Origin of the sequence: Maricaulis alexandrii (genome assembly GCF_005871165.1) — a bacterium.
In the GTDB taxonomy this organism is placed as follows: domain Bacteria; phylum Pseudomonadota; class Alphaproteobacteria; order Caulobacterales; family Maricaulaceae; genus Maricaulis; species Maricaulis alexandrii.
In genome coordinates, this window is record NZ_SWKP01000007.1 from 316,597 (window position 1) to 339,135 (window position 22,539).

Below are 22,539 nucleotides of genomic sequence, written 5' to 3' on the forward strand. Positions count from 1 at the left end.
CCGCTTGAGGCGGATATCAGAAGTCGACGCCGGCCCGCACACCGTAAAGGCGCGGCGAACCCGCAATGAAGGTCGGCATGCCGAAGGAGCCGCCCGTATTGCCGGCATCGATGAGGTAGTCCTCGTCGAACAGGTTGGAGCCGAACAGCTCGACATGGACGTTTTCATCCGCCGTCTCGAAACGGATACGCGCATTGAACAGGCCATAGGCGTCCTGGGCCAGGATGCCGCCAAACCGGTCATTGTCATTGTCGAAATAGATGTCCGACTGCCAGCTATAGGTCGGCAGGACGGAGATCGAGCCCCAGTCGCCGCTGGCGACATCCAGGTTGAGACCGAAGGAGACCGAATGCTCCGGCGCGTAGCGGAAGGTATTGCCCGCCAACAGGAGCGCATTGCCATTGGAATCCGTGTCGTCAAACGTCGCGGAGTTATAGGCGTAGCTGACATAGAGCTGGGCACGCTCGCCCAGATCGAACTGGCCCTGCATTTCCAGCCCGTACTGGGTGGCATTGCCGGCATTGTCGGTCACGTAGGAGATCGTGTTCGGATCGAACCGCGTGGTCTGGAAGTTCTCATACTCCGAATAGAAGACCGAGCCGGACAGCGTGCCATAGGCGAAGGTCCAGAAGGCCCCGGCCTCGACCGAGTCGACGATTTCCGCCGGCGCCGAAGAAAACAGGGTCGGTGAGGTCGTATCCACGGAGATGATGTCCGGGCGGCGACCACGGGCATAGCTGATCCAGGTGTTCAGCGTATCGGAGACCGCATAGCTGGCGGCAAAACGCCAGGTGAAGTCGTCAAACTCGCCGGACTGGCTGATCGTTTCACCATTCGGCGTGTAGGGCGTGACCAGGGTCGGCGCGAAAGTGATCAGGTTCGGACCGGCAATATTGCGGCCATAGCCCGACGAGGTCTTGTCCTCCGCCGTGTAGCGCAGGCCGGCCGTCAGCGTCAGGCGATCCGTCACCGCGAAGGAGGCATCGGCAAACACGTCCCAGGCGGTCTGCTCGCCGGAATTGGAGCCCTCTTCCAAGTAGATATCCCGCAGCGGAACCAGCTGCGACTGGGTCAGCAGGGCCGACACCGAGTACGGGAAAGGATTGAGCGGGTTGTCCAGATCGACACCCGGGAAACCGGCCAGGGCCAGGAGGCCTTCCAGCTGCGGCACGGTCGCGCCGAAGCCGGCCGCCAGCGAGTCGGCCAGCACGGCTTGGGCCACGGCCTCATTGATCCCCAGCGGAATGCGCTGTTCGCCTTCCTCGTCGAAATAGAGGGCCCCGATGGAGCCGGTCCAGGCGCCGCCATTGTCGTAGGAGAGGCGGAATTCCTGGCTGAACTGCTCGCCAGTAGCGTCTTCGCCGATCGTCAGGAAGGGCAGGAAGGAACCGTCCGGATCGAAAATCTCGACCGAGGTGAAGTCGCGCCAGCCCGTGATCGAGCTCAGCGTCCAAGCATCATTGATCGCGTAGTCGGCCAGCACGGTCAGGCCGCGCACTTCGCGGTCCAGGCCGAGCGGCGCGCCGCCCTCGAACCCACCAAACGTGCTCAGCGAGGCGGCGGTGAAGGGGTTGGTGTCGCCGTTGATGGCGGGGATGGTGCCGGATTTGAAGGACGTGCCCGGCGGGTTGTCCTGCTGATAATTGGCGATCACGTCGAAGGAGAAATCCGCGGTCGGCGTGCCGGACAGGACGAGGCGGACGGCCTGGGTGTCGCGCCCCTGCAGATCGCCGCCCAGCGTGTTGTCGATATAGCCGTCACGCTCGCGCGTCACACCGGCCAGGCGCAGACCGTAGCCGTCGGCGAGGCGCAGGTTCACATGACCGCGTCCTTCGCGCTGACCTTCATTGCCGAAGCCGATTTCCGCCGAGGCGGAGAACGCATCCTCGGCCTTGTTCTGGATGATGTTGATGCCGCCGATCAGCGCGCCCCGGCCGAACAGGGTCGGCTGCGGCCCCTTGGCCACCTCGATGCGCTCAATGTCGAACAATTCGATATAGGAGCCGCGCGAACGGGTGATGGAGACACCGTCCTGGAACACGGCCACCCGGGTCTCCGAAGTCGCCTCGCCACTGTCCGTTGTGATGCCGCGGATCGAGTAACCGGTATTGTTCGGGCTCTGCTCCTGCACGACCAGGCCCGGCGTGAAAGCGGCGAGATCCTCGAAGTCGGCGACATCGAGATCGTCCAGCAGGGCTTCATCGAAGGCCGACAGATTGATCGGCACATCAGCGACGGATTGTTCGCGGAACTGGGTCGTGACCGTGATCACGTCGACGCTGGCCTCCTCACCGGATTGCTGCGCATTTGCTGCGCCGCAAACACTGGCAAGCCCGATCAGGGCGGCGGCAGAAAGAAGGCGTGATTTCAAGGTCATCGGAAAACTCCCCAACACTGGCAGCCCCATGGCTGCGATCTGACATGCGCATCTAAGCGCTTCGCATGACGCTTTACCGACAAGTTCATGACAGAATATTGATGCACTGCAGCATCACGGCAGGCGTTGCATTCCTGCATCGCTTGGCGGATATCCCCGCCATGAGTGACACACACGACATCCGTGACCTGACGGTCGGCCCGGACCAGGCCGGCGAACGCCTCGACCGCTGGCTGGCCGGTGAGATCGCCGAGCTGTCACGCTCCCGCCTCAAGGCCCTGATCGAAGACGGCCAGTTGAGCCTGGATGGCACCGTGTTCACGGACCCGTCCGCGAAGATCGCGGCAGACCAGACCTACACGCTCACCGTCCCCGCCCCGCGCGCCGCCGAGCCGACGCCGGAGCCGATGGATCTGGATGTTCTGCATGAGGATGACGACCTGATCGTGCTGCAGAAGCCGGCCGGTCTGGCGGTCCATCCGGCGGCAGGCAATTGGACCGGCACGCTGGTGCATGGCCTGCTGCACCATTGCGCGGGCAGCCTGTCCGGTATTGGCGGGGTGGAACGGCCGGGTATCGTCCACCGGCTCGACAAGGACACATCCGGCGTAATGGTGGTCGCCAAGTCCGACCGGGCGCATCAGGGGCTGACGGCCCAGTTCGCCGCCCACACGGTGGAGCGCGCCTATATCGCCTTCACCCGCAATGCCCCGTCTCCCAAGGCCGGTCGCATCGAGACCCGGATTGTCCGCTCCACCCAGGACCGCAAGAAATTCACCGTGCCCCGGGACCCGCACAGCGAAGCCGGCAAGCACGCGATCACGAATTACGCGACCCTGGCCCGCTACGGCCAGGCCGAGGGCAAGGCTGTGGGAACCGGTCTGGCCGCCAAGGTGGAATGCCGGCTTGAGACCGGGCGCACCCACCAGATCCGCGTCCACATGGCCCATATCGGCTGCCCGCTCCTGGGCGATCCGGTCTATGGCCAGCGGCGTGGCAATCTGCTGGCGACCGCGGACAATGGCCGCGAGTTGAAGGACTTCCGCCGACAGGCCCTGCACGCGGCCATTCTCGGCTTCGAGCATCCGGTATCCGGCGAGATGCTCCGCTTCGAGACAGACCTGCCCAAGGATATGGCAAGGCTGGAGAAGTTTCTCGAACTTCTCTGATCCTCGCTTGCGATCTGCTGCGTTGCAGCAAGTCTGGTCCTTGATCAGGTCTTGCAGAAAACGAGTTTCGCGTGTCCGCCCACTCACAGATCAGTGTCATCAACCGGAGTGCGCCCTTTCTGGCCGCCTTCCGCAATCAGCTTGATGTCGGGGATTACGCCCCCGATTTCGACGCCCTGACCCCGCTGGGTCACCGGATCCGCCTGTTTGACGACGCCTTCGCCGGCCGCCCAATCCTGCTGGTCTTTCTCGGGGACCTCGACCGTCCGGATGTCTCGGAGGCTTTCACCGCCTTGGCGCAGATGGAGCCACGGATCGAGCAATCCGGCGCCCATCTTGTAATCGTGACCTCGCACACGGACGGACCGCGCCAGCGCGCCCTGTCGCGCGAACGCGGCCTGCATGCGCCCATTCTGGGCGATTGCAATGGCGCCCTCTTTGCCCGCTACGGGCTGGTGCGCGGCCAGGACCTGCATGGCGAGACCTGCGCCCGCTCCTTCCTGATCACGGCGCACGGCCAGATCCACTCCATTTCCGACCAACCCCGCACCCCGCTCGAGGACATCATGGACGCCCTTCAAGACCTGACTTCCGGCCAGACTGCCCAAACGGGCGCCGGCTGGATTCCGGGCCACGCGCCCATCCTGATCATTCCCAAGGCCTTCGAGGCGGAGGATTGCGCCACCCTGATCGAGCATTTCAACACATCGGACGGTTTCCGTGTGGCCAAGCCCGGTCCCGGTGAGAGCGGCGACTACAAATTCCCGGTCTCCGACTATAATCGCCAGGACCGGATTGATCATGTCATCCAGGACAAGGCCCTGCTGGCCCGCCTGGACAAGCGGATCAATGACCGGGTCCTGCCCCAGATCGCCAAGGCCTTTGCCTTCCAGGTGACGCGCCGCGAGACGCTGCACATCGCCCGCTATTCCGGTCCGCGCCAGGGCATTGAAATCGGCCATCGCGACAACACCAATCCGGCCACGCAATACCGCCGCTTCGCCCTCTCCGTTGCCCTCAATGATGATTATGAAGGCGGCGGCCTGGTCTTCCGGGAATTCTCCGACCGCGGCTATCGCGGCGAACCGGGCACGGCCTTCGTCTTCTCCTCCTCCCTGCTCCACGAGATCGAGGAAACCACGGCGGGCGTGCGCTACAACCTGATCAGCCATTTCTTCAACGACGCTGCCGCCCAGCCGCAACGCCGCTAGGGGCGGCTGCTTGCCTTCCCCCGCCGATCAGGCAAGTCTTTGACCTCAAAGACAGAAGCTGAGGGATCGAGATGCGGAGATGGAGCGTGAAGGCTGTGCTGGTCAGCCTGCTGGCGGCCGGGCAGGCGGCGCTGGCGCAGCCGCCCGTGCCGATCAGTGACGACCCGATCGATAACACCCTGCGCGTCATGGCCGAAAGCGCTCAGGCGGACCTCCTGTCCGACATCGACGCGATGGGCGATGCTCCGCCCCTGCCGACAGCCGCGGAGTTGCTGGAGGAAGCCGCGGCCCTTGCCATGCAGGACATCCAGCCGGTTCTGGACGCCGGTCGCGACGTGAACGGACAGGTCGGCGGGATATTCGGCTATCATTTCCTGCCGGAATTCCTGCCGCTCATTGCCGCTGAAGACCGGCGCGTCTGGATCGAGCGCTTTTTTGATGTCAGCGATCTGGACACGCGGGCCGACAGTCTCACCTGGCTGCGCGGTCAGGAGGGTGCCGTCCGGCTTGCGGAAAACGGGCTGCAGGACGAAGCCGTCTTCATGCTGGAACGGGCGGCAGACTATATCGGCGGTCCCGGCAATGATCCGGGTCTCATGGACCAGCACCTGGCCAATCTGGCCGAAGGCTGGATCGCCATCGGGGCGTATGAACGCGCGGCTGCGGTTCTGGAAACGCTCATCACGCTTGATCAGGAGAGCGGCCGCCTGCCCGAACTGACAGCGGATCAGCGCGCCGCCCTGCTGTGGGACTGGCTGTATCGCAATGGGCCGGATGAGGTCGATGAGGACATCCAGGCGCTGACGGAAACGCATCAGGATTTCCTGACGCGCCTGGCCGACGCCCGAACAGCCGAGTTCCGCCATTCGCGGCGCGAGCCTCTGCCGCCGGACGCGGCAGATGGAACTCTGTCGGCGGACATCCCGATCGCCCTGGCGATGGGGGAGGCGGACGCCGCCCGCTACTGGACCCAGCGTCTGCGCATCCACCATCTCAACCATTCCAGCGATCCGGACTGGCGCACACAGGCCTGGTTCGAGGCGGAGACGGGCGATTGTTTTGCGGCCAGCCGGGCTGCCAATCTCATGGTGCTGGAGGCGTTCGACGACGTCGCCCGTTCGGATTTGGAACGCGGCGAGCGGTTTGTGACACGGCAGGACCATAATGGTCACTCCAACTGGCCCGACTATATGGGCCGCCCCTTCGACTGGGCCTTGCTGGCCCTGATGGAGTGTGGCGCTGTGGCGGAAGCCGCCAATCTGGCCATGCTGCCCGGCCTGTCCCGAATTCCCTTTGACCGGGTTTTGTCGACCCGCCACAGGCGCCCGCTGGACGATATGTGGCGCCTGCAATTTCGCACTGTGTTCATGCCGTCGATCCGGCAGCGAAATCTGATGGGGCGCGCCCTGGCCTGTCATGTCCTCGCCCTGGCTCACTCGCAACATGACATGGTCGAATTATTGGTCGGCAGCGCGGATCTGGTGACAAATGGTCTCTACGCCGACACCGATGAAATGCGCATCCGGCTCGCCGAAGGCCTCCGAGCGGAAGGCCTGGGCGGGCTGGAGGCCCATATCCTGGAGCGCAGTGTGCGCAGATTGCGAACAGCGCCTCCGGCAAACCGGTACGGCACCACGGCCGCGCAACACCTGGAACAGGCCACAGCGCTGGCCCGGCTGGTCTACGCCCTGCCCGACACGCCCCTGCCAGCGGCCGCCCCGCCGAGCGTGAGTTGCGGGCACCGCGACTGGGTCGCCGACCCGCGCTGATGGTCCGCGCCCTGAAAAACCGGCTGGGCTTCACCCGTGGAGGGGGATAGGTCTGAAGCATGACGGTTCCGGCCCGCCCTGCCCCGCGTCGCCGCAATGCGGAAGAGACGCAGCAACGCCTGATGGAGGCGGGGGAAAACCTGTTTTCGGCCAAGGGGTTTGCCGCCACGACGCTGGATGCCATTGCCGAGACGGCGGGCGTCAACAAGGCGATGATCCGCTATTATTTCAAAGACAAGGACGGGCTCTACACGGCGATCGTGGAACACATCATTGATGATGTCCTGGACCAGTTCGAGAAGGCTCTGGAAGGCGATGGTGAGCCGGTCGACACGATGGGCGACTTCATCGAGGTCTTCGCCAATGCGATCATTGCCCGGCCGGCCTTCCCGCGCATGTTACTGCGGGACTATCTGGACGGCGACATCATGACCCGCGAGGGGCCCGCCGAGAAGTTACGCAACTTCCTGGAAACAACACGCAAATTCTACGAGGCCGGGCATGCTGCCGGGCGCTTCCGGGAGGTGGATGTGCACATGCTCCACCTGTCGATTGTCGGGGCCGCGATCTTTTTTTCGCTGACCGACCGCATCCGAACGCAGATCACAAGGCATCAGGGAATGGCAGACCTGGAGATCAAGTCTGCATCCTTCGCGCAGCATTTGCGCCGTCTTGTCCTTGGCGGGATCGAAACCTGACCCCGCGCCAGAACCGGGATTTGCAGAATGGCTATCCAGCAATCCGCCGGGTGCGGAAACGGGGACAAGCGACGTGATACACAACTATCTAACTGGATAGTTATTAGCGAAGGGATCGCGCATTTTAATGAAAAGGGGGAGAACTCCCATGACTGACGCAAACAAGACCACGACCCATCGCCGGGCAGCGCCACGCCGCCTGATTGAACAACTGGACCGGACAGGCTCGGCGCTGAGGACCGGCCTCCTGGCGCTGGCCGGCACCGCGCTGATCGGCGCAGCCGGCCTGGCCCAAACCCCGGACCTGCCACCCGCAGAGGCCGGTGCCATTCTCGACCGCTTCGCCGCCGACTACATGAACGACCCGACCTTCACCCGCGACTGGACCTTCGGTGTCGTCGTCGATGGTGACTGGTGGACGGTCGAACTGGACCGGGAGGCGACACGCTATGCGATCCGCCCCGGCGAGCCGGCAACGCCCAGCTTCTTCTACCCGGCGGAAGGACAAACGCTGGCCCAGATTGACCGCGGCGAGATGGCGGCCCTGACCGCCATGGGCAAGGCCTTCTCCACGGACTACGCCCCGATGGATATCGACCTGATGGACGGCGCGGACTTCGACCCGGCCATCCTGGCCTTCACCTTCCACTTCTTCACCCGCGGCACGCCGGAAATCATTCATTGGCGGGAACATGAGACACGCGAAGTGCATGGCGGCAATGCCGGCCTGATTTACTACCAGCCCGGCTTCCGGTCCGGCTTCGGCTATATCATGCCGGGTCAGCACGTGAACGCAGATGAGCGATCCCGCACCAATCCCTTTCCGACCCTCATCATCTTCACTGGCGAACGGGCCATTGCCCGGCTGGACGGCGTGGATCATGAAGTGGGCGACGGCGACATCCTCTTCATCCCGGCCGGGATGAGCCATGAATTCCTCAACCCGTTTGATGAGCCGGCCGAATTCCTGCTCTTCATGTTTGGTGAGGGGGCCTGAGCGGCGACCTGCAGGACTGGACGGCGGCCCCGCATCGCGTCATGCAAGAGGCAGATGCAAAGCGAGGCCGCCATGCCGGATACAGACCTGATGATCGGAACCCGTGGTGTCGGTGGATCAACTGCCGAGGCCGAACTGGGCAAACTCACCGATATGCTGGCCGGAAGCGAGCCGATCAGCGATGCCGAATACCGCGAGCGGATCGCCAGCCTTCAGGGGCGGATGCAACAGGCCGGCTATGACGTCATCTATCTCGATGCCTCCAGCAATCTGACCTATTACACCGGTACCTACTGGCCCAATTCGGAGCGCCTGGTCGGCGCGCTGATCCCGGCCCAGGGTGATCCGGTCTATGTCGGCCCGGCCTTCGAGACCGGCACGATCCGCGCCTATATGGGACTGGCCGGGGAGCTGGCCGTCTGGGAAGAGCATGAAGATCCGTATGAGTTGATCGCGACCCTGATCGGACCGGACAGCGCCCTCGCCCTGGACCCGACCACACCGCTCTTCCGTGTCACCGGGCTGAGCCGGGCGCGTCCCGGTGCGCTGACCGTGGATGGCGGCGACGTGATCCTGCACGGACGGGCCCGCAAATCACCGGCCGAAATCGCCCTCCTGCAGGCGGCCAAGACGGCAACGCTGGAAGTCCACAAGGCCGCCGCCCGCATCCTGCGCCCCGGCATCTCCACCCAGGAAGTCACCGCCTTCATCAACGAGGCGCACAAGGCCATCGGTGCGCCGCGGGGCTCGGGCTTCTGCATCGTCCTGTTCGGACCGGACACGGCCTTCCCGCACGGCGTCGCCCAGCCCAAGACGCTGGAAGAAGGCGACATGGTGCTGATCGATACGGGCTGCTCCAATCAGGGCTACCAGTCCGACATCACGCGCTCCTACGTCTTCGGCACGCCGACCGATGATCAGCGCCGGGTCTGGGAAGCAGAGAAAGCCTGTCAGCTCGCCGCTTTCGAGGCGGCGCAACTGGGCACGCTGTGCGGTGCGGTGGATACGGCGGCGCGGAAAAAGGGCGAGGCACTGGGCTTCGGACCGGACTATGCCCTGCCCGGCATTCCGCACCGGACCGGTCATGGCGTCGGCCTCGACATTCACGAAGCGCCCTATCTGGTCGCCAGCGACATGACCCCGCTGGATGTCGGCATGTGCTTTTCCAACGAGCCGATGATCTGCGTTCCGGGCCAGTTCGGCATCCGTCTGGAAGACCATTTCTACATGAGCGAGGACGGACCGCGCTGGTTCACCGAACCGTCGAAATCCATCGAGGATCCGTTCGGCTGATTCCTCCCCACTTCGTGGGGAGGTGTCTGGCCATCAGGACAGACGGAGGGGCCACCGCAGCGAAGCGAAGGTGGGTATTGGCGCTGGCGCGCCGCCCCTTCGACCCGCTGCTGCGCATCGGCCCACTTCCCCATGAAATGGGGAAGAAAGTCAGTGCCCCGAACTCGTCGCCTTCAGCCCGATGATCCCGATCAGGATGAGTGCGAGGAAACACACGCGCGCTACGGTCGCCGGTTCCTTGAAGACGAAAATGCCGATCGTGGCGACGCCGATCGCCCCGATCCCGGTCCAGACCGCATAGGCGGTGCCGGCCGGCAATTGGCGCATGGCGAGGAAGAGCGCCGTCATCGATCCGGCCAAGGCCAACGCGACGGCCGCCTTGAGCCAGAGCGCACTGTCGCGTCCGACATATTTGAAGCCGATCGCCCAGGCCATTTCCAGCACACCGCCAATCACCAGCAGGGTCCAGGGGCCCAGCAGCGCCGGCATCAGGACTTGCCCTTGCGGATCGCGGCCTGGACCTTGAGCGCCTGCACCGTCATGCGCACATCGTGCACACGGACCATGGCGACGCCTGCCTGGGCTGCGCGCAGGGCGGCGGCCAGCGAGCCCCCGAGACGTTCCGTCTCGTCAGCCCCGTCATCAAGAGCGGCAATGAAGCGTTTGCGCGAGGCGCCGAACAGGACCGGATAGCCCAGGCCGATCACCTCATCGAGATCATGCATGAGCGCCAGATTGTGATCGAGCGACTTGCCGAAGCCGATGCCCGGATCCAGCCAAATGCAATCGGCCGGAACGCCCTTGGCCATGGCGATGTCGGCGCGCTCGGTGAGAAAATCGCAAACCTCGGAGACCACGTCCTCGTATTGCGGATTCTTCTGCATGTTCTGGGGCGAGCCCGACATGTGCATGAGGATGACCGGCACGCCGAGCTCGGCAGCGGTCTCCACGGCGCCCTCATAGCGCAGCGCCATGACATCATTCCAGATATCGGCCCCGGCCTCGACGGCGGCACGGGCCACGGCGGGCTTGAACGTGTCGATGGAAATCTTGGCGGCGGTTTCCTCACGCAGGGCCTTGATCACCGGCACCACGCGGCGGAGCTCTTCGGCTTCCGGGACCGGGTCGGCCCCGGGCCGGGTGGACTCGCCGCCGATATCGATGACATCCGCGCCATTCTTCAGCATTTCCAGGGCGCGCTTGACCGCGGCTTCCTGGTCGATCCATTTCCCCCCGTCGGAGAAACTGTCGGGCGTGACATTGAGCACGCCCATGACGAAGGGGATGGAATTCTTTCGGCGCAACTGGATCTTCGGCATGACAGCTAGCTAGTCCCGCTGGCGGGCCTTGGCAAGCAGGAAGCGGTCCAGTTTCCGGCGACGGCCGCTCCCAAGGAAAAGGGCGCGACCGTCATGGCCGCGCCCTCTTCATGTCTGTCAGGCTCTAGGCGCCCTGCGGTTCCGGATCGCCGTCCGGTTCTTCATCCGTGGTCGGCACGGCACTGGAGGGCGGCGTGGCCGGCGGCGTGTCGTCCTCTTCCGGACGGGTCGGCGGCTTGCCATTGAGCAGGTCGGTGATCTCGTCGCCGGTCAGGGTCTCGAATTCGAGCAGGCCCTGGGCCAGGCGTTCCCAGTCATCCTTCTTCTCGTCCAGCACACGGCGGGCCGTCGAGTAGGCGTCCTCGATGAAGCGGCGGACTTCGCTCTCGATGAGTTCCTTGGTCGCCGCCGACACGGACCCGCCAAAGGTCTGGCCGTTATAGCCCTCATGGGTCTCCGCATAGTCGACATTGCCGACCTTGTCGGACATGCCCCAGCGCAGCACCATGGCGCGGGCCAGCTGGCTGGCCTGCTGGATGTCACCGGAAGGACCGTTCGAGACATGGTCCTCGCCATACTTGATGACTTCAGCGGCCTTGCCGGCCATGGTCATGGCCAGCTTCTGCTCGCACTCGTCCCGGTGCCAGTTCAAACGGTCCATCTCGGGCAGGCTCATCACCATGCCCAGGGCGCGACCGCGCGGAATGATGGTCGCCTTGTAGACCGGATCGCACAGCGGCATGTTCAGGCCGACGATGGCGTGACCGGCTTCGTGATAGGCAGTCTTTTCCTTCTGGTCCTCGGTGAGGACCATGGAGCGCCGCTCCGGCCCCATCATGACCTTGTCCTTGGCGTCCTCGAACTCCTGCATGGAGACCAGGCGCTTGTTGCGGCGGGCGGCCAGAAGCGCCGCTTCATTGACCAGATTGGCCAGGTCGGCCCCCGAGAAGCCGGGCGTGCCGCGCGCAATCACCTTGGCATCCACATCGGAGGCCAGCGGCACGTCGCGCATATGGACCTTGATGATCTTTTCGCGGCCGGTGATGTCCGGATTGCCGACATCGATCTCGCGGTCGAAACGGCCCGGACGGCGCAGGGCCGGGTCCAGCACGTCCGGGCGGTTGGTCGCCGCCAGGATGATGATGCCTTCATTGGACTCGAACCCGTCCATCTCGACCAGGAGCTGGTTGAGGGTCTGTTCGCGTTCATCATTGCCGCCACCGATACCGGCGCCGCGCGAACGGCCGACGGCATCGATTTCGTCGATGAAGATGATGCAGGGTGCGTTCTTCTTGGCCTGTTCGAACATGTCGCGGACGCGCGAGGCGCCGACACCGACGAACATTTCCACGAAGTCCGAACCGGAAATCGAGAAGAAGGGCACATTGGCCTCACCGGCCACAGCGCGCGCCAGCAGGGTCTTACCGGTGCCCGGCGGGCCGACCAGCAGTGCGCCTTTCGGGATCTTGCCACCGAGGCGTTGGAATTTGGACGGGTCCTTCAGGAAGTCGACGACCTCCTGGAGTTCTTCCTTGGCTTCATCCACGCCGGCGACATCGTCAAAGGTCTTGCGGCCCTGATGCTCGGTGAGCAGGCGCGCCTTGGACTTGCCGAAGCCCATCGCGCCGCCGCGGCCACCGCCCTGCATCTGGCGCATGAAGAAGATCCACACCCCGATCAGCAGCAGGAAGGGGAACCAGTTCAGCAGCATGGAGACGAAAATGTTGTTCTCGCCCGACTCTTCCTCGACCCGGATATCCACGTCCGCTTCGCGCAGGATGGGCAGGGTTTCCGTGTCCTGCGGCGGCAGATTGACGACCAGGGTCTGGCCGGTCGTGGTCTGCGCCTGCACGCGATCGCCCTGGATCACGACATTGGATATCTCGTTGCGCTCAACGCGGGAGAGGAATTGCGAATAGGTCACCTCGCTGGACGCGGCCGGAGCCTGCGACGAATTCTGGAGCAGCTGGAACAGGGCCAGCAGCAGGACCAGGACCAGAGCCCAGATTGCGAGATTTCTCATTTGCATGCGCTTTATTCCGTACAAGGGGCGGACAGTGTCCACCGGATATGGGCATTGTGACACGCCAATGCCAGTAGGGCCTACTGCAAAACCGGCTGCAGGCTTTCCGAAGTATCAAACCACACTGGCGGCTCTGCCGGTAGCAGGCGTGTGCAAAATCTGTGCAGGAATAGCGGCTGCGCTATCCCCCCTTCCCGGCTGTCCCCACCCAGGCCCGGCAGGGCGATCACCTCTCCGTCCCGGCGCAGGGCCAGCAGGCCCGGACGGGCCGCGGCGGGCACGCTGCCCAGGATGGACCGGTCCGCCAGCCCGTCATAGCCGCGGCCCAGAACCCCGGCCATGACCGGTGCTGACACATCGCGCAGGCTGAAACGTCCGTCCCAGACCGGGTCATCGCCCTCACCGGTGAGCCGGTTCGACGCGTGTCTGTCCACCCGGCCCAGCACCGCCCCCGGATCGCGAACCAGCCAGGCCTTGTCCCCGCCATCGAGCAGAACGCCAGCGGCAGTGGTCCGGACGCCGGAGGACAGTGCCCGGTCCAGTTGCATCAGCGCCTTGCGGTCGGGCAGGCCGGACTGGCCGGACACCGCCAAGGCCAAGGCATCCCAGAGCCGCAACCGCACGGCTTCCGGCGCAGCCCGGAAACACCGCCGGTCCAGACGGACACCGCCCCAGGGCGCGAACCGGACACAGCGCCGCGCCTGAGCCGCGGCGCACCGGTCCTCCTCGTCCTGAACGGCGCGCAGGTCTTCTGCCAGCCGCGCCAGTCGCTCCGGGCGAAACCCGCCGGCTTCCAGCGTTTCCAGATGCCGGCGGATCCGGATGCGGGTATAGGCCTCGTCCGCGTTGGACGGATCATCAATCCAGCTTTCCCCCTGTGCCGTCAGCCAGGCCCTCAGCTCCGCCCGGCGGTGGTCCAGCAGGGGGCGCAACAGGCGCAGATCCCGTCCTTGCGGCCAGAGCGGAGACGGGCCGACCGGGACCATGCCGGTACAGCTGCGCCAATTGCCGCCGGCCTCCAGACGCATCCAGACGGTTTCCGCCTGATCATCCAGCGTGTGGCCGAGCAACAATTCCCGGATACCCCGGCGGCGGCAGGCCGTTGCGAAAAGTCTGTGGCGCGCCGCACGGGCGGCGGCCTGCAAGCCCGTTTCCGGCTTGTCACCGGTCCAGGCGAGGATGTCACAGGACAGACCCAGATCGCGAGCACGGGCGGCGACGCTCTTTGCTTCCGAATGCGCTTCCGGGCGAAGGCCATGATCGAGGGTGAGAATGTGAAGACGGCGCCCGCGGGCCTTCGCCCAGGACGCCGCCATCAAAAGCAGGGCTGTGCTGTCGCTGCCGCCGGAACAGGCCAAGGCGACCGGACCGGTGTCCATGACATGCCGGTCAAGCCAGGAATGGACACGCGTCTCGGGCGTGGCCGTCACCCTATTCGCAGCCGGCGCGGACCGACTCGCGGCGGGCCCGGGCCCGCGACGCCGCGGAGGCGTTCGGGAATTGTCCGGCAAACCGGCCCAGCGTGGCACAGGCATCGGCCTGGCGGCCCATCCCGTTCAGCGACGCGGCCAGACGCACCAGGCTGTCCGGCGCCTTCTCGCCATTGGGCTGAGCGCGCAAGGCAGCGATATAGGCGTCCGCCGCTTCCGCGAAATCGGACCGGACAAAGAAGGTCTCGCCCAGCCAGTACCAGGCCTCACCGGCCATGGCGTGATCGGGGTTGTCGTTCACGAAGGTCTCAAAACCCGACTGGGCGCCATCGAAATCACCGTCGAGGAGCTGGCCATGGGCTTCGGAAAACAGTTCGGCGGGGTCGCGGGCTTCCGCTTCCGGCAGCGGCATGCCGTCCGCAATGCCCGACGGTGCGCCCAGCACACCCGTGGCGGCCGCGCGGGCTTCGCCATAGGGGTCATCGGGATCCACCACCGCGACGCTTTCACCGCTCTGCGGGTCCAGGCCTTCCTGCATCCAGGCCACGGCTTCATCATCCATCAGGGCCGGGTCCTCGACCGGGGCCTCGGCGACCGGACGGGCCTGGAGTTCCTCGATCTGCTGGCGCAGCTGACGGTTCTCGAAAGCGAGACGCTCGCTCTCGCTGGTCAGTTCACGCAGCTGGTATTCCATCTCGTCGAGACGGCGCATCAGGGTTTCAGCAACCGGGTCGCCGGCCATGAACTGGTCTTCCAGCTCACCGATACGCACTTCCGTCGCATCGATCCGCTCGGAGAGCTCACGCCGGGACTGGGACTGGGCGGGGCTGGTCAGCACAAGGGCGGCCAGCAGGACGGGAAGGGACAGGATTTTCATCATGGGACACGCAAATGGCAGAACAGGACGGCGAAAATACGGCGTCTGAGGAAATATGAAAACGCCCGCAGCCATGCGGCCACGGGCGTTGTCTGTCAAACCGGCATGAAAGCCTAGTTCGTGTAGCCGCCGACGAGCGTCGTGGTGGCGTTACGATTGATCGCCCAGCACTGCTCATTGGACTGCGTGCAGGTCGGGTTTTCCTTGCCGTAGGAGGTCGTGGAAATGCGCGAGGCATCCACACCTTGGCTGATCAGGTAATCCCGGGCCGCATTGGCGCGACGGGCGCCGAGGGCAAGGTTGTACTCCCGCGTGCCGCGTTCATCACAATTGCCGGCGATGAGGATGCGCGCGCCCGGATAGCTGGCCAGCCAAGCGGCCTGGCGGCGCAGCGTGGTGCGGGCTTCCGGCGTTAGGTCGTGGCGGTCCAGGCCGTAGAAGACACGGTCGCCAGCGGTCTGCGTGAAGTGCTCCGCGGAGCCTTCGGCCGGACCGGTCGGCGTGGTGTCGACGACAGCGCCGCCACCATTATCGGTGACCGGCGGTTCAATCGGCATGTCAGAATTGTCGTCAGGCGGCGTGGAGGCACACGCGGTGGCAAAAGCGCCGAGCACCGCAACAGCAAACAGTTTAATTTTCATAATGTTACACCCTCATCCAGCCGCAGCCGTGACGGCTGCTGGCCTACTCCCAATCACGACTCGCGTGACGCAACTGAATAAACGACCCCCCCAGTGGTGCCGCATTCCTGCGAAACGTTACGCAGAAATCCGTTACTCAATCAAGGGCGACCACGCCGGATCCGACGCCATTCCGCCGGTGGCCAACCGCCTTAGATTGAACCCGGCAAGGTCAACGCTCCAGATTTCGTAACGCGTACCATCCGCCCGCGGTTCCCCGCGCGTGAACAGCAAGACCCGTCCATTCGGCGACCAGGCCGGCGTATCCACGAAAAAGCCTTCGTAGAGAATGCGCTCAATGCCCGAGCCGTCCGCCCGCACCACACCGAGCGAGAACTGGCCACCGCTTTGTTTGGTAAAGGCAATCAAATCACCGCGAGGCGACCAGACCGGGGTCGTATAGAGGCCTTCCCCGAAGGTGATGCGCTGCACATCCGTGCCATCACGATTCATCGTGTAGAGCTGCGATCCGCCCCCGCGCGAGGAGGAGAACACAATGCGTTCACCATCGGGCGAGAAAGAGGGTTCCACATCATCAGCCGGATGCTGCGTCAGGCGCTGCAGGGCCCGCGTGCGCAGGTCGAACAGGTGGATGTCATGGCCCGACCGGGTCTCGATCGACACGGCGAGCTGGCTGCCATCCGGCGTGAAGCGCGCCGACAGGCTCTGCCCGTCCGGATCGAGCCCGGCCTCGCGCATGGCCTGGGTGAACAGGGCTTCCTGCCGGCCGGTTTCGAGATCGTAGAGATAGGTCGTCGCCTGCCCGTCGAGGAAGGAGACATAGGTGATCTCCTGGGAATTGGGCGAATAGTTCGGCAGCAGCGCCATGTAGGACCGGTCCGTCAGGAAGGAGGGGTTCGCCCCGTCCTGGTCCATGATGGCCAGCTGGCGCAGCGGCTCGCCTTCAATGCCGCGGCCTTCCGCGACATAGACGATCCGGGTGTTGAAATAGCCGCTCTCACCGGTCAGGCGCTGATAGACCTCGTCGGCGACGCGGTGGGCCACCCGGCGCCAGTTCTCCGGCGCGGTGCGGTATTGCAGGCCGAGCAATTGTTCTTCCAGCCGGGTATCCCAGAGCCGGAAGGCGACGACGAGACGGCCATCATCCTGGATGTGGACACTGCCGACCAGCAGCGCCGAAGAGCCGATCACACGCCAGTCGGAAAAGCGCGGACGCAGATCGATATTCTCGATGTCCTCGATATAGGCGTCCTGATCGATCGGGGCGAACAGGCCGGACGAGGCCAGATCATTGGTGACGACGCGCGTGATGTCCGTGCCGCGCGACATCGCTTCCTCGCTGCTGCCGACGAAATCCGGCAGGGCAACCGGCAGCGGATCGAGATTGCCGCGGGTCACATCGACGCGAAGCGGTTCCTGGGCCTGGGCCATGGCTGTGACGGCCAGTCCGGCAATCAGGGCCGCAAGGGCGGCAAGAAAACGGTTCATGCGGAAAACTCCAGCAGCAAACATCAGCGATTATAAAGTTCCGGCGAAAAATTGACCTCAATTTGACGCCACTGGGAATAGGCCTCGGGCGGCAGCGGATAAGGCGCACATTCAACGGCCGCGCGCATTGCCCGTTCCCCGGCAATCCGCAAATAGGGATTGGGCGAGTTGAGCACCCGGGCCTGATCCACGATACGCGGCGGCCCTGACAATTCGCCATCGCGGCTGAGGTTCAGGATGAGCCTGACAGCCAACTCATCCGGCTCCGGCGCGTCCAGCGAATTGCGCCAGCAGCGCGACAAATGGCTGGAAATCATGTCCTGGAGCGTGGCGGTCATGGCCGTGGCCTCACCTGCCGAACGACGGGTGTCGCCGGTGTCCGGCGTTCCGTTGTCACGGCGGCTCTCGGCGACCTGACGCTCGATATTGCCCAGCATGTCCTCCAGTGAAGGCTCGGCCGGACGGTCCGGTTCGCGTTGCGGGGTGACCGGCGTCTGCGGTTCAGGTTCAGGCTCCGGCTCGGGTTCCGGTTCGGGCTCTTCCTCGACCGGGTCGGGCTCGGGTTCCGGCTCAGGCGTCACCGGGTCGGGATCGATGAGTTCCGGTTCGGGCTCCGGCGCGACCGGTTCCGGCTCCGGAGCGGACACCGGGTCCTCAATCGCGTCCTCGATCGTCTCCTCCGGCAGCTCTTCCGGTTCGGGCTCCGGTTCCGGCGCGGCGGCACGCACATTGGTGCGTTCCGACAACGCGACCAGCTGCACCGGCACGATCGGTGTGTTCTCCACGACCTGGGACGCCTTAGGCAGATAGATCAGCCCAACGGCGATGATCCCGGCGTGGATCAGGAGAGAGACAAGGAGCGCACGCACAATCCGGCCTCGCTATTGCTCGATCGGATCGGTCACCAGGCCCAGATTGGTAAAACCGGCGGCATTGATGTTCGCCATCACCCGCGCGACATCGCCATAGGCCGCACCATCATCAGCGCGAATGAAAATCCGGGACTCATAGCCCGTGCCGGCAATCGCGGTCAGGCGCGGCGCCAGTTCGGCCAGTCCGACCTCGGTTTCCTGCAGATAGATGAGACCATCCGTCGTGATCGTGATGGTGAGCGGTTCCTCGTCGGCCGGCAGATTGCGGGCCTCGGTGTCGGGCAGATCAACCGGCACGCCCACCGTCAGCAGGGGCGCCGTGATCATGAAGACGATCAGCAGGACCAGCATCACGTCGACGAAGGGCGTGACATTGATCTCCGCCTTGGGCTTCCAGCGGGCGCGGCCGCGTCCGGACCTGCCGCTATCGAGAGACACAGCCATGACTAGAACGCGTCCCGGTCAGCCAGGGCGGACAGTTCGTCGACAAACCCGTCCAGCTTGGCACCGTATTTGGCGAGATTGGCCGACAGGGCGTTGAAGAATATGACGGCCGGGATGGCGGCCAACAGGCCCAGGGCGGTCGCGAACAAGGCTTCGGCGATACCCGGCGCCACAACGGCCAGATTGGTATCCTGCGACGCCGCGATGGAGCGGAAGGCATTCATGATGCCCCAGACCGTGCCGAACAGGCCGACGAAAGGCGCGGCCGACGCGATCGTGGCCAGGATGCCCAGCCCCCCTTCGCAATTCGTCATCTGGCGCCCGGCTTCGGCACCGGCGGCCTTGGAGACACGACCCCCGGCATTCTCGCCTTCCCACTCGCGCAGACCGGCGGCGAAGACCTTGGAGAAAGGCTCCCTGGCATTGCGGGTCAGCTTGTCCGCGAGGTCATCCAGCGGCTGGCCGGACCAGAATTCACGTTCGAAAGTGCGCGCCTTGGCGTGCAGGCCGCGCAGGTGGAAGACCTTGTCGATGGCGATGGCCCAGGACCAGATCGACATGAAGGCCAATATGCCCATCACGCCTTTCACGACCCAGTCGGCCCGCATGAAGAGATCGTAGAAAGAGAACCCGTCTACGGCCTGCGCCACATCAACAACACTCGATTCCATGAAGCTGACCCTCTGCTTCCGGCTGCGCACGCGTCCATGCGAACCGTTTTACTACACACGCCAAGCGCCTTGCATGAGCGATGCCTGACCCAAACAGGCGATCAGGCTTTCAGGCTCTCATGCACGGTGAATACGGCAAATTTGCGGGGATGAGACAGTACTTGCTCCGCACATTCAAGCTTCATCATTGTGAGCAACGGTGTGCGCGGCGACCGGTTCCACCACATCCCAGTGCTCGACGATGCGGCCATTGGTGAGGCGGAAGAGGTCGCAGGTGCGGAAATGCTGGCCGTCCTGGTCGTAGGCGGAAAACACCGCCACGAAACTGCCCTCGCCCACAAGGTCATCAACCCCGTGATAGCGAAGGCCGCTGCGCGGGCTTCGACGGCCGGCGAAATCGTCCAACCGGTCCGGGTCCATGCACCCACCCGGCGTGTGGGACACGAAGACCGACCGGTCGATGTATTCGTCCAACCGGTCGAGCCCGTCCGCTTCCGTGACCGCGTCGATGAAGTCCTGCACGCGGCGTTTATTGGCTTCGGTCTCGCTGTGTGCGCCATTGGGCAGCGAACAGGCCGCCAGGGAGGAACACAGGCAGTCCTTCTGGACATAGCGCGCGGAAATCTGGCGGCGGACCGACATCAGGCCGCGATCATCGGCCCGGATCAGGCTCATGGTCAGCCAGGAGGCTCCGCCACCGTCAGACTCGTTCACCGCCTTGATGAACATGCTGTCGCCATCCTGCAGGACACGCGTGACGGAAAATCCGAAATTGGGAGGGCGCTCCGGCGCTGCCGGTTGCGTTGCTTCCGCATTGTGACGGGAATGACGATGATCGTCCAAACCGGCCTCCCTTCCTGCAATCAGGGGTAAAGGAGCCCCCGGGGGTGGGCAAGCGAGCTTTTAAAATATCACGCAGTACCGTCCGGACGGTCAGTCAGGCTGGACAACATAATCCGCCCACTTGGCAGCCATGGATTTCGGCGGACGCTTGGCCCGGCCGCCGCCATCGATGCACACGGCCTGGACATCGGCTTCCGCGATCACCTCATCGCCGCGCAGAATGCGCTGGCCGATCATCAGACGGGCGCCTTTCTGCGGCTTGTAGAGCGTTTCCACCACCAGGATGTCATCCACTTTCGCCGCCCGGACGAATTCCACATTCATGCGGCGCACGGCGAAGGCCAGCGCGTCCTCCTGGGCGGCCAGTTCGGAATGATGGATCCCCAGCGCCCGCAGGCTTTCCGTCCGTCCGCGCTCGAAAAAGTGCAGATAACGTGCGTGATAGACGATGCCGGAAAAATCCGTGTCTTCATAATAGACCCGCACGGGCAGGCGATGGATCCGGTCGGAATGGAATTCGCCGGAAGCGGGAAGAAGCGGCGCTGTCATTGTTAATCCAATATCAGAGTCTGGGTGTTAGGAAACACTGTCAGGGGACGAGATCGGGGGCGTCACGGGTTAGCCCATGCGTGGTTTGAAAGCGTACATATGGCCTGCAGTCGAGGATGGCGACCATCTTCGCGCGGCGCAATTGCGCATCATCGGTGTGACGGCCCTGACCATTGTGGTCTTTGGCGGTCTGGCCGGTGCCCTCAATTTCATTGCCAATTTCGAGCGTTTCGCGCTCCAGGCCTGGCTCGGCCTGGTGACCCCGCTCTGCGTCGGGGGCCTGCCAGCCTTGGCGCGGTCGAGACTGAGCCTGCGCACGACCGGCCTGGTCACGGTCGGCTTTCTCTATCTCGTCCTGGCGGGTCAGGCCGCCAGCATGGGCGGAATGGCCTACCCCATCGTGATCTATCTGCCCGGCCTGCCGATCCTGGCCGCCTTCCTGATCGGCCCTCGCGCCGGCCTCGGCTTGGGACTGCTGATCAGCGCCACCATGGGCAGTCTGTTCGTGTTCCGGCAATGGGTCCCGACCCCGGCCGACTGGGACATCAATTACTATCTTCTGGGCTGGATCACGGTTTCGCTGATTCTGCTGACCCTCGCCGCGAGCGTGGTTTGCGCGATTTTTGCGCACCAGATGGCCGCCGCCGGGGCTGCCCTCGATGAGGCGCGCCGCCGGTCGGACGCCGCCAATGATGCCAAGACGGCCTTCCTCGCCAATATCAGTCACGAGATCCGCACGCCGATGAATGCCATGCTGGGCATGGCGCAAGCGCTTCAACAGGAAGACTTGGACGACGGGCAGCGCGACAAGGTCGAAACCATGACCCGGTCCGGCGATGTCCTCCTGCGCCTGGTCAATGAAGTGCTGGACATGGCCCGCATCGAGGCCGGCCGGCTGGAAATCGTGCCGCAACCCTTCCGCCTGACTGACACGGTCGCGATGCTGGAAGGCCTGTTTGCGGGCCAAGCCTTGGAAAAAGGTCTCGATTTCTCGGTTCGCCTGAGCGGGGAGAGCGAGCGCGTCTTCATTGGCGACCCGGTCCGGATCGGGCAAATCCTGGCCAATCTGACGGCCAATGCGATCAAGTTCACGAAACAGGGCCATGTGCAGATCAGCCTGCATGCCGATGTGCCGGACGAGACGGGCCAGACGCGGCTGACCCTGTCGGTCGAGGATAGCGGGATCGGGATCGCCGCCGAGGACGCGGCAACACTCTTCCAGCCCTTCGCGCAGGCGGGCTCTGCCGAAATGCGCGCCTATGGCGGCACCGGGCTGGGTCTGGCGATCTGCCGCCAGCTCTGCGAGCTGATGGACGGCGATATCACGCTGGACAGCGCGCCCGGCGAGGGCAGTGTCTTCACGGCCCATATCCGGGTCGCGATCGCGACCGGCGATGCCGCGACTGCCACCCGCCCGGCCTCCGGAACCGACCTGTCACCCCTGCAGCCCTTGCGGGTTCTGGCAGCGGACGACAATCCCACCAATCGCTTGGTCTTGCGGGCCCTGCTCGACAGCCTGGTGGGGACGCTCTGCCTGGTCGAAAACGGACAGGAAGCCCTGGACTTGCTGGAAGCAGAGCACTTTGACCTGGTCCTGCTGGACAGCCGCATGCCGGTCATGGACGGCATTGCGGCCGCCCAGGCGATCCGGAAAGGCGAAGCGGAAACCGGCAAACCGCCCCTGCCGGTCTATGCGCTGACGGCGAATGTCATGCCGGAACAGGTGGCAGAGTATGAAGCGGCCGGAATGACCGGCGTGCTGGCCAAGCCGATTGCCCGCGATGCCCTGATCGCGACCCTGCTGAAGCATGCGAACGACGAACCGGCAGACCGGGACACCCCGCCGGCGCGCTTTCTGGCAGAATAGT

General features: G+C 64.5%; 20 protein-coding genes. 7 read left to right on the forward strand and 13 right to left on the reverse strand.

Annotated elements, in window-relative coordinates:
- Positions 1-16: 16 nt before the first annotated feature.
- Complete coding sequence (locus tag FCS99_RS10620; protein ID WP_138512320.1) at positions 17-2,377, reverse strand: TonB-dependent receptor; 2,361 nt, start codon at positions 2,375-2,377, stop codon at positions 17-19.
- 161 nt (positions 2,378-2,538) lie between these two features.
- Between FCS99_RS10620 and FCS99_RS10625 the strand changes: the two genes are divergently transcribed.
- The 6 genes from FCS99_RS10625 to FCS99_RS10650 all read left to right on the forward strand — a co-directional run bounded on the left by FCS99_RS10625 (position 2,539) and on the right by FCS99_RS10650 (position 9,514).
- On the forward strand, positions 2,539-3,546 hold the full coding sequence (locus tag FCS99_RS10625; RefSeq protein ID WP_138512322.1) for an RluA family pseudouridine synthase: 1,008 nt from the start codon (positions 2,539-2,541) through the stop codon (positions 3,544-3,546).
- Positions 3,547-3,617: 71 nt separating this feature from the next.
- Entirely contained in the window at positions 3,618-4,757 is a 1,140-nt protein-coding gene (locus FCS99_RS10630) for a redoxin domain-containing protein (RefSeq protein ID WP_138512324.1), read from the forward strand.
- Between the two features lie 86 nt (positions 4,758-4,843).
- On the forward strand, positions 4,844-6,526 hold the full coding sequence (locus FCS99_RS10635) for a hypothetical protein (protein WP_138512326.1): 1,683 nt from the start codon (positions 4,844-4,846) through the stop codon (positions 6,524-6,526).
- 59 nt (positions 6,527-6,585) lie between these two features.
- A complete protein-coding gene (locus FCS99_RS10640) occupies positions 6,586-7,224 on the forward strand; it encodes a TetR/AcrR family transcriptional regulator (RefSeq protein ID WP_138512328.1) in 639 nt (212 codons plus the stop codon).
- Between the two features lie 148 nt (positions 7,225-7,372).
- A complete protein-coding gene (locus tag FCS99_RS10645; protein ID WP_171036334.1) occupies positions 7,373-8,221 on the forward strand; it encodes a cupin domain-containing protein in 849 nt (282 codons plus the stop codon).
- 72 nt (positions 8,222-8,293) lie between these two features.
- Entirely contained in the window at positions 8,294-9,514 is a 1,221-nt protein-coding gene (locus FCS99_RS10650; RefSeq protein WP_138512332.1) for a M24 family metallopeptidase, read from the forward strand.
- Positions 9,515-9,664: 150 nt separating this feature from the next.
- Here the strand turns inward: FCS99_RS10650 and FCS99_RS10655 are convergent, their stop codons facing one another.
- The 12 genes from FCS99_RS10655 to ybgC all read right to left on the reverse strand — a co-directional run bounded on the left by FCS99_RS10655 (position 9,665) and on the right by ybgC (position 20,671).
- Positions 9,665-10,003: a DMT family transporter gene (locus tag FCS99_RS10655; RefSeq protein ID WP_138512334.1), complete on the reverse strand. Its 339-nt coding sequence runs from the start codon at positions 10,001-10,003 to the stop codon at positions 9,665-9,667.
- Entirely contained in the window at positions 10,003-10,833 is an 831-nt protein-coding gene (gene folP / locus FCS99_RS10660) for a dihydropteroate synthase (RefSeq protein ID WP_138512336.1), read from the reverse strand. Before folP ends, FCS99_RS10655 begins: the two co-directional genes overlap by 1 nt.
- Positions 10,834-10,957: 124 nt before the next feature.
- Positions 10,958-12,862, reverse strand: a complete 1,905-nt coding sequence (ftsH, locus tag FCS99_RS10665) for an ATP-dependent zinc metalloprotease FtsH (protein WP_138512338.1) — start codon at positions 12,860-12,862, stop codon at positions 10,958-10,960.
- A gap of 74 nt (positions 12,863-12,936) precedes the next feature.
- Complete coding sequence (tilS, locus tag FCS99_RS10670; RefSeq protein WP_171036335.1) at positions 12,937-14,286, reverse strand: tRNA lysidine(34) synthetase TilS; 1,350 nt, start codon at positions 14,284-14,286, stop codon at positions 12,937-12,939.
- Position 14,287: 1 nt separating this feature from the next.
- Positions 14,288-15,166 carry a tol-pal system protein YbgF gene (ybgF, locus tag FCS99_RS10675; RefSeq protein WP_171036336.1) on the reverse strand — a complete coding sequence of 293 codons (879 nt, stop codon included), beginning with the start codon at positions 15,164-15,166 and terminating at the stop codon, positions 14,288-14,290.
- A 110-nt stretch (positions 15,167-15,276) separates the two neighbouring features.
- On the reverse strand, positions 15,277-15,804 hold the full coding sequence (gene pal / locus FCS99_RS10680) for a peptidoglycan-associated lipoprotein Pal (RefSeq protein ID WP_138512344.1): 528 nt from the start codon (positions 15,802-15,804) through the stop codon (positions 15,277-15,279).
- 132 nt (positions 15,805-15,936) lie between these two features.
- Positions 15,937-17,292 (reverse strand): Tol-Pal system beta propeller repeat protein TolB, encoded by a 1,356-nt coding sequence (tolB, locus tag FCS99_RS10685; protein WP_233352757.1) that lies wholly within the window; start codon positions 17,290-17,292, stop codon positions 15,937-15,939.
- A gap of 23 nt (positions 17,293-17,315) precedes the next feature.
- The gene (locus FCS99_RS16130; RefSeq protein WP_171036337.1) at positions 17,316-18,161 is read right to left on the reverse strand and encodes a hypothetical protein; all 846 of its coding nucleotides are present in this window, start codon (positions 18,159-18,161) and stop codon (positions 17,316-17,318) included.
- A gap of 12 nt (positions 18,162-18,173) precedes the next feature.
- A complete protein-coding gene (locus FCS99_RS10700) occupies positions 18,174-18,608 on the reverse strand; it encodes an ExbD/TolR family protein (RefSeq protein WP_138512350.1) in 435 nt (144 codons plus the stop codon).
- 2 nt (positions 18,609-18,610) lie between these two features.
- The gene (tolQ, locus tag FCS99_RS10705; protein ID WP_138512352.1) at positions 18,611-19,279 is read right to left on the reverse strand and encodes a protein TolQ; all 669 of its coding nucleotides are present in this window, start codon (positions 19,277-19,279) and stop codon (positions 18,611-18,613) included.
- Positions 19,280-19,453: 174 nt separating this feature from the next.
- Positions 19,454-20,122: a nuclear transport factor 2 family protein gene (locus tag FCS99_RS10710; RefSeq protein ID WP_138512354.1), complete on the reverse strand. Its 669-nt coding sequence runs from the start codon at positions 20,120-20,122 to the stop codon at positions 19,454-19,456.
- Between the two features lie 90 nt (positions 20,123-20,212).
- A complete protein-coding gene (gene ybgC, locus FCS99_RS10715; protein WP_138512356.1) occupies positions 20,213-20,671 on the reverse strand; it encodes a tol-pal system-associated acyl-CoA thioesterase in 459 nt (152 codons plus the stop codon).
- Positions 20,672-20,747: 76 nt separating this feature from the next.
- Here ybgC and FCS99_RS10720 point away from each other — a divergent pair, with 76 nt between their 5' ends.
- Positions 20,748-22,538, forward strand: coding sequence for an ATP-binding protein (locus FCS99_RS10720; RefSeq protein ID WP_138512358.1), 1,791 nt, complete (start codon positions 20,748-20,750; stop codon positions 22,536-22,538).
- The last annotated feature ends 1 nt before the right edge of the window (position 22,539 follow it).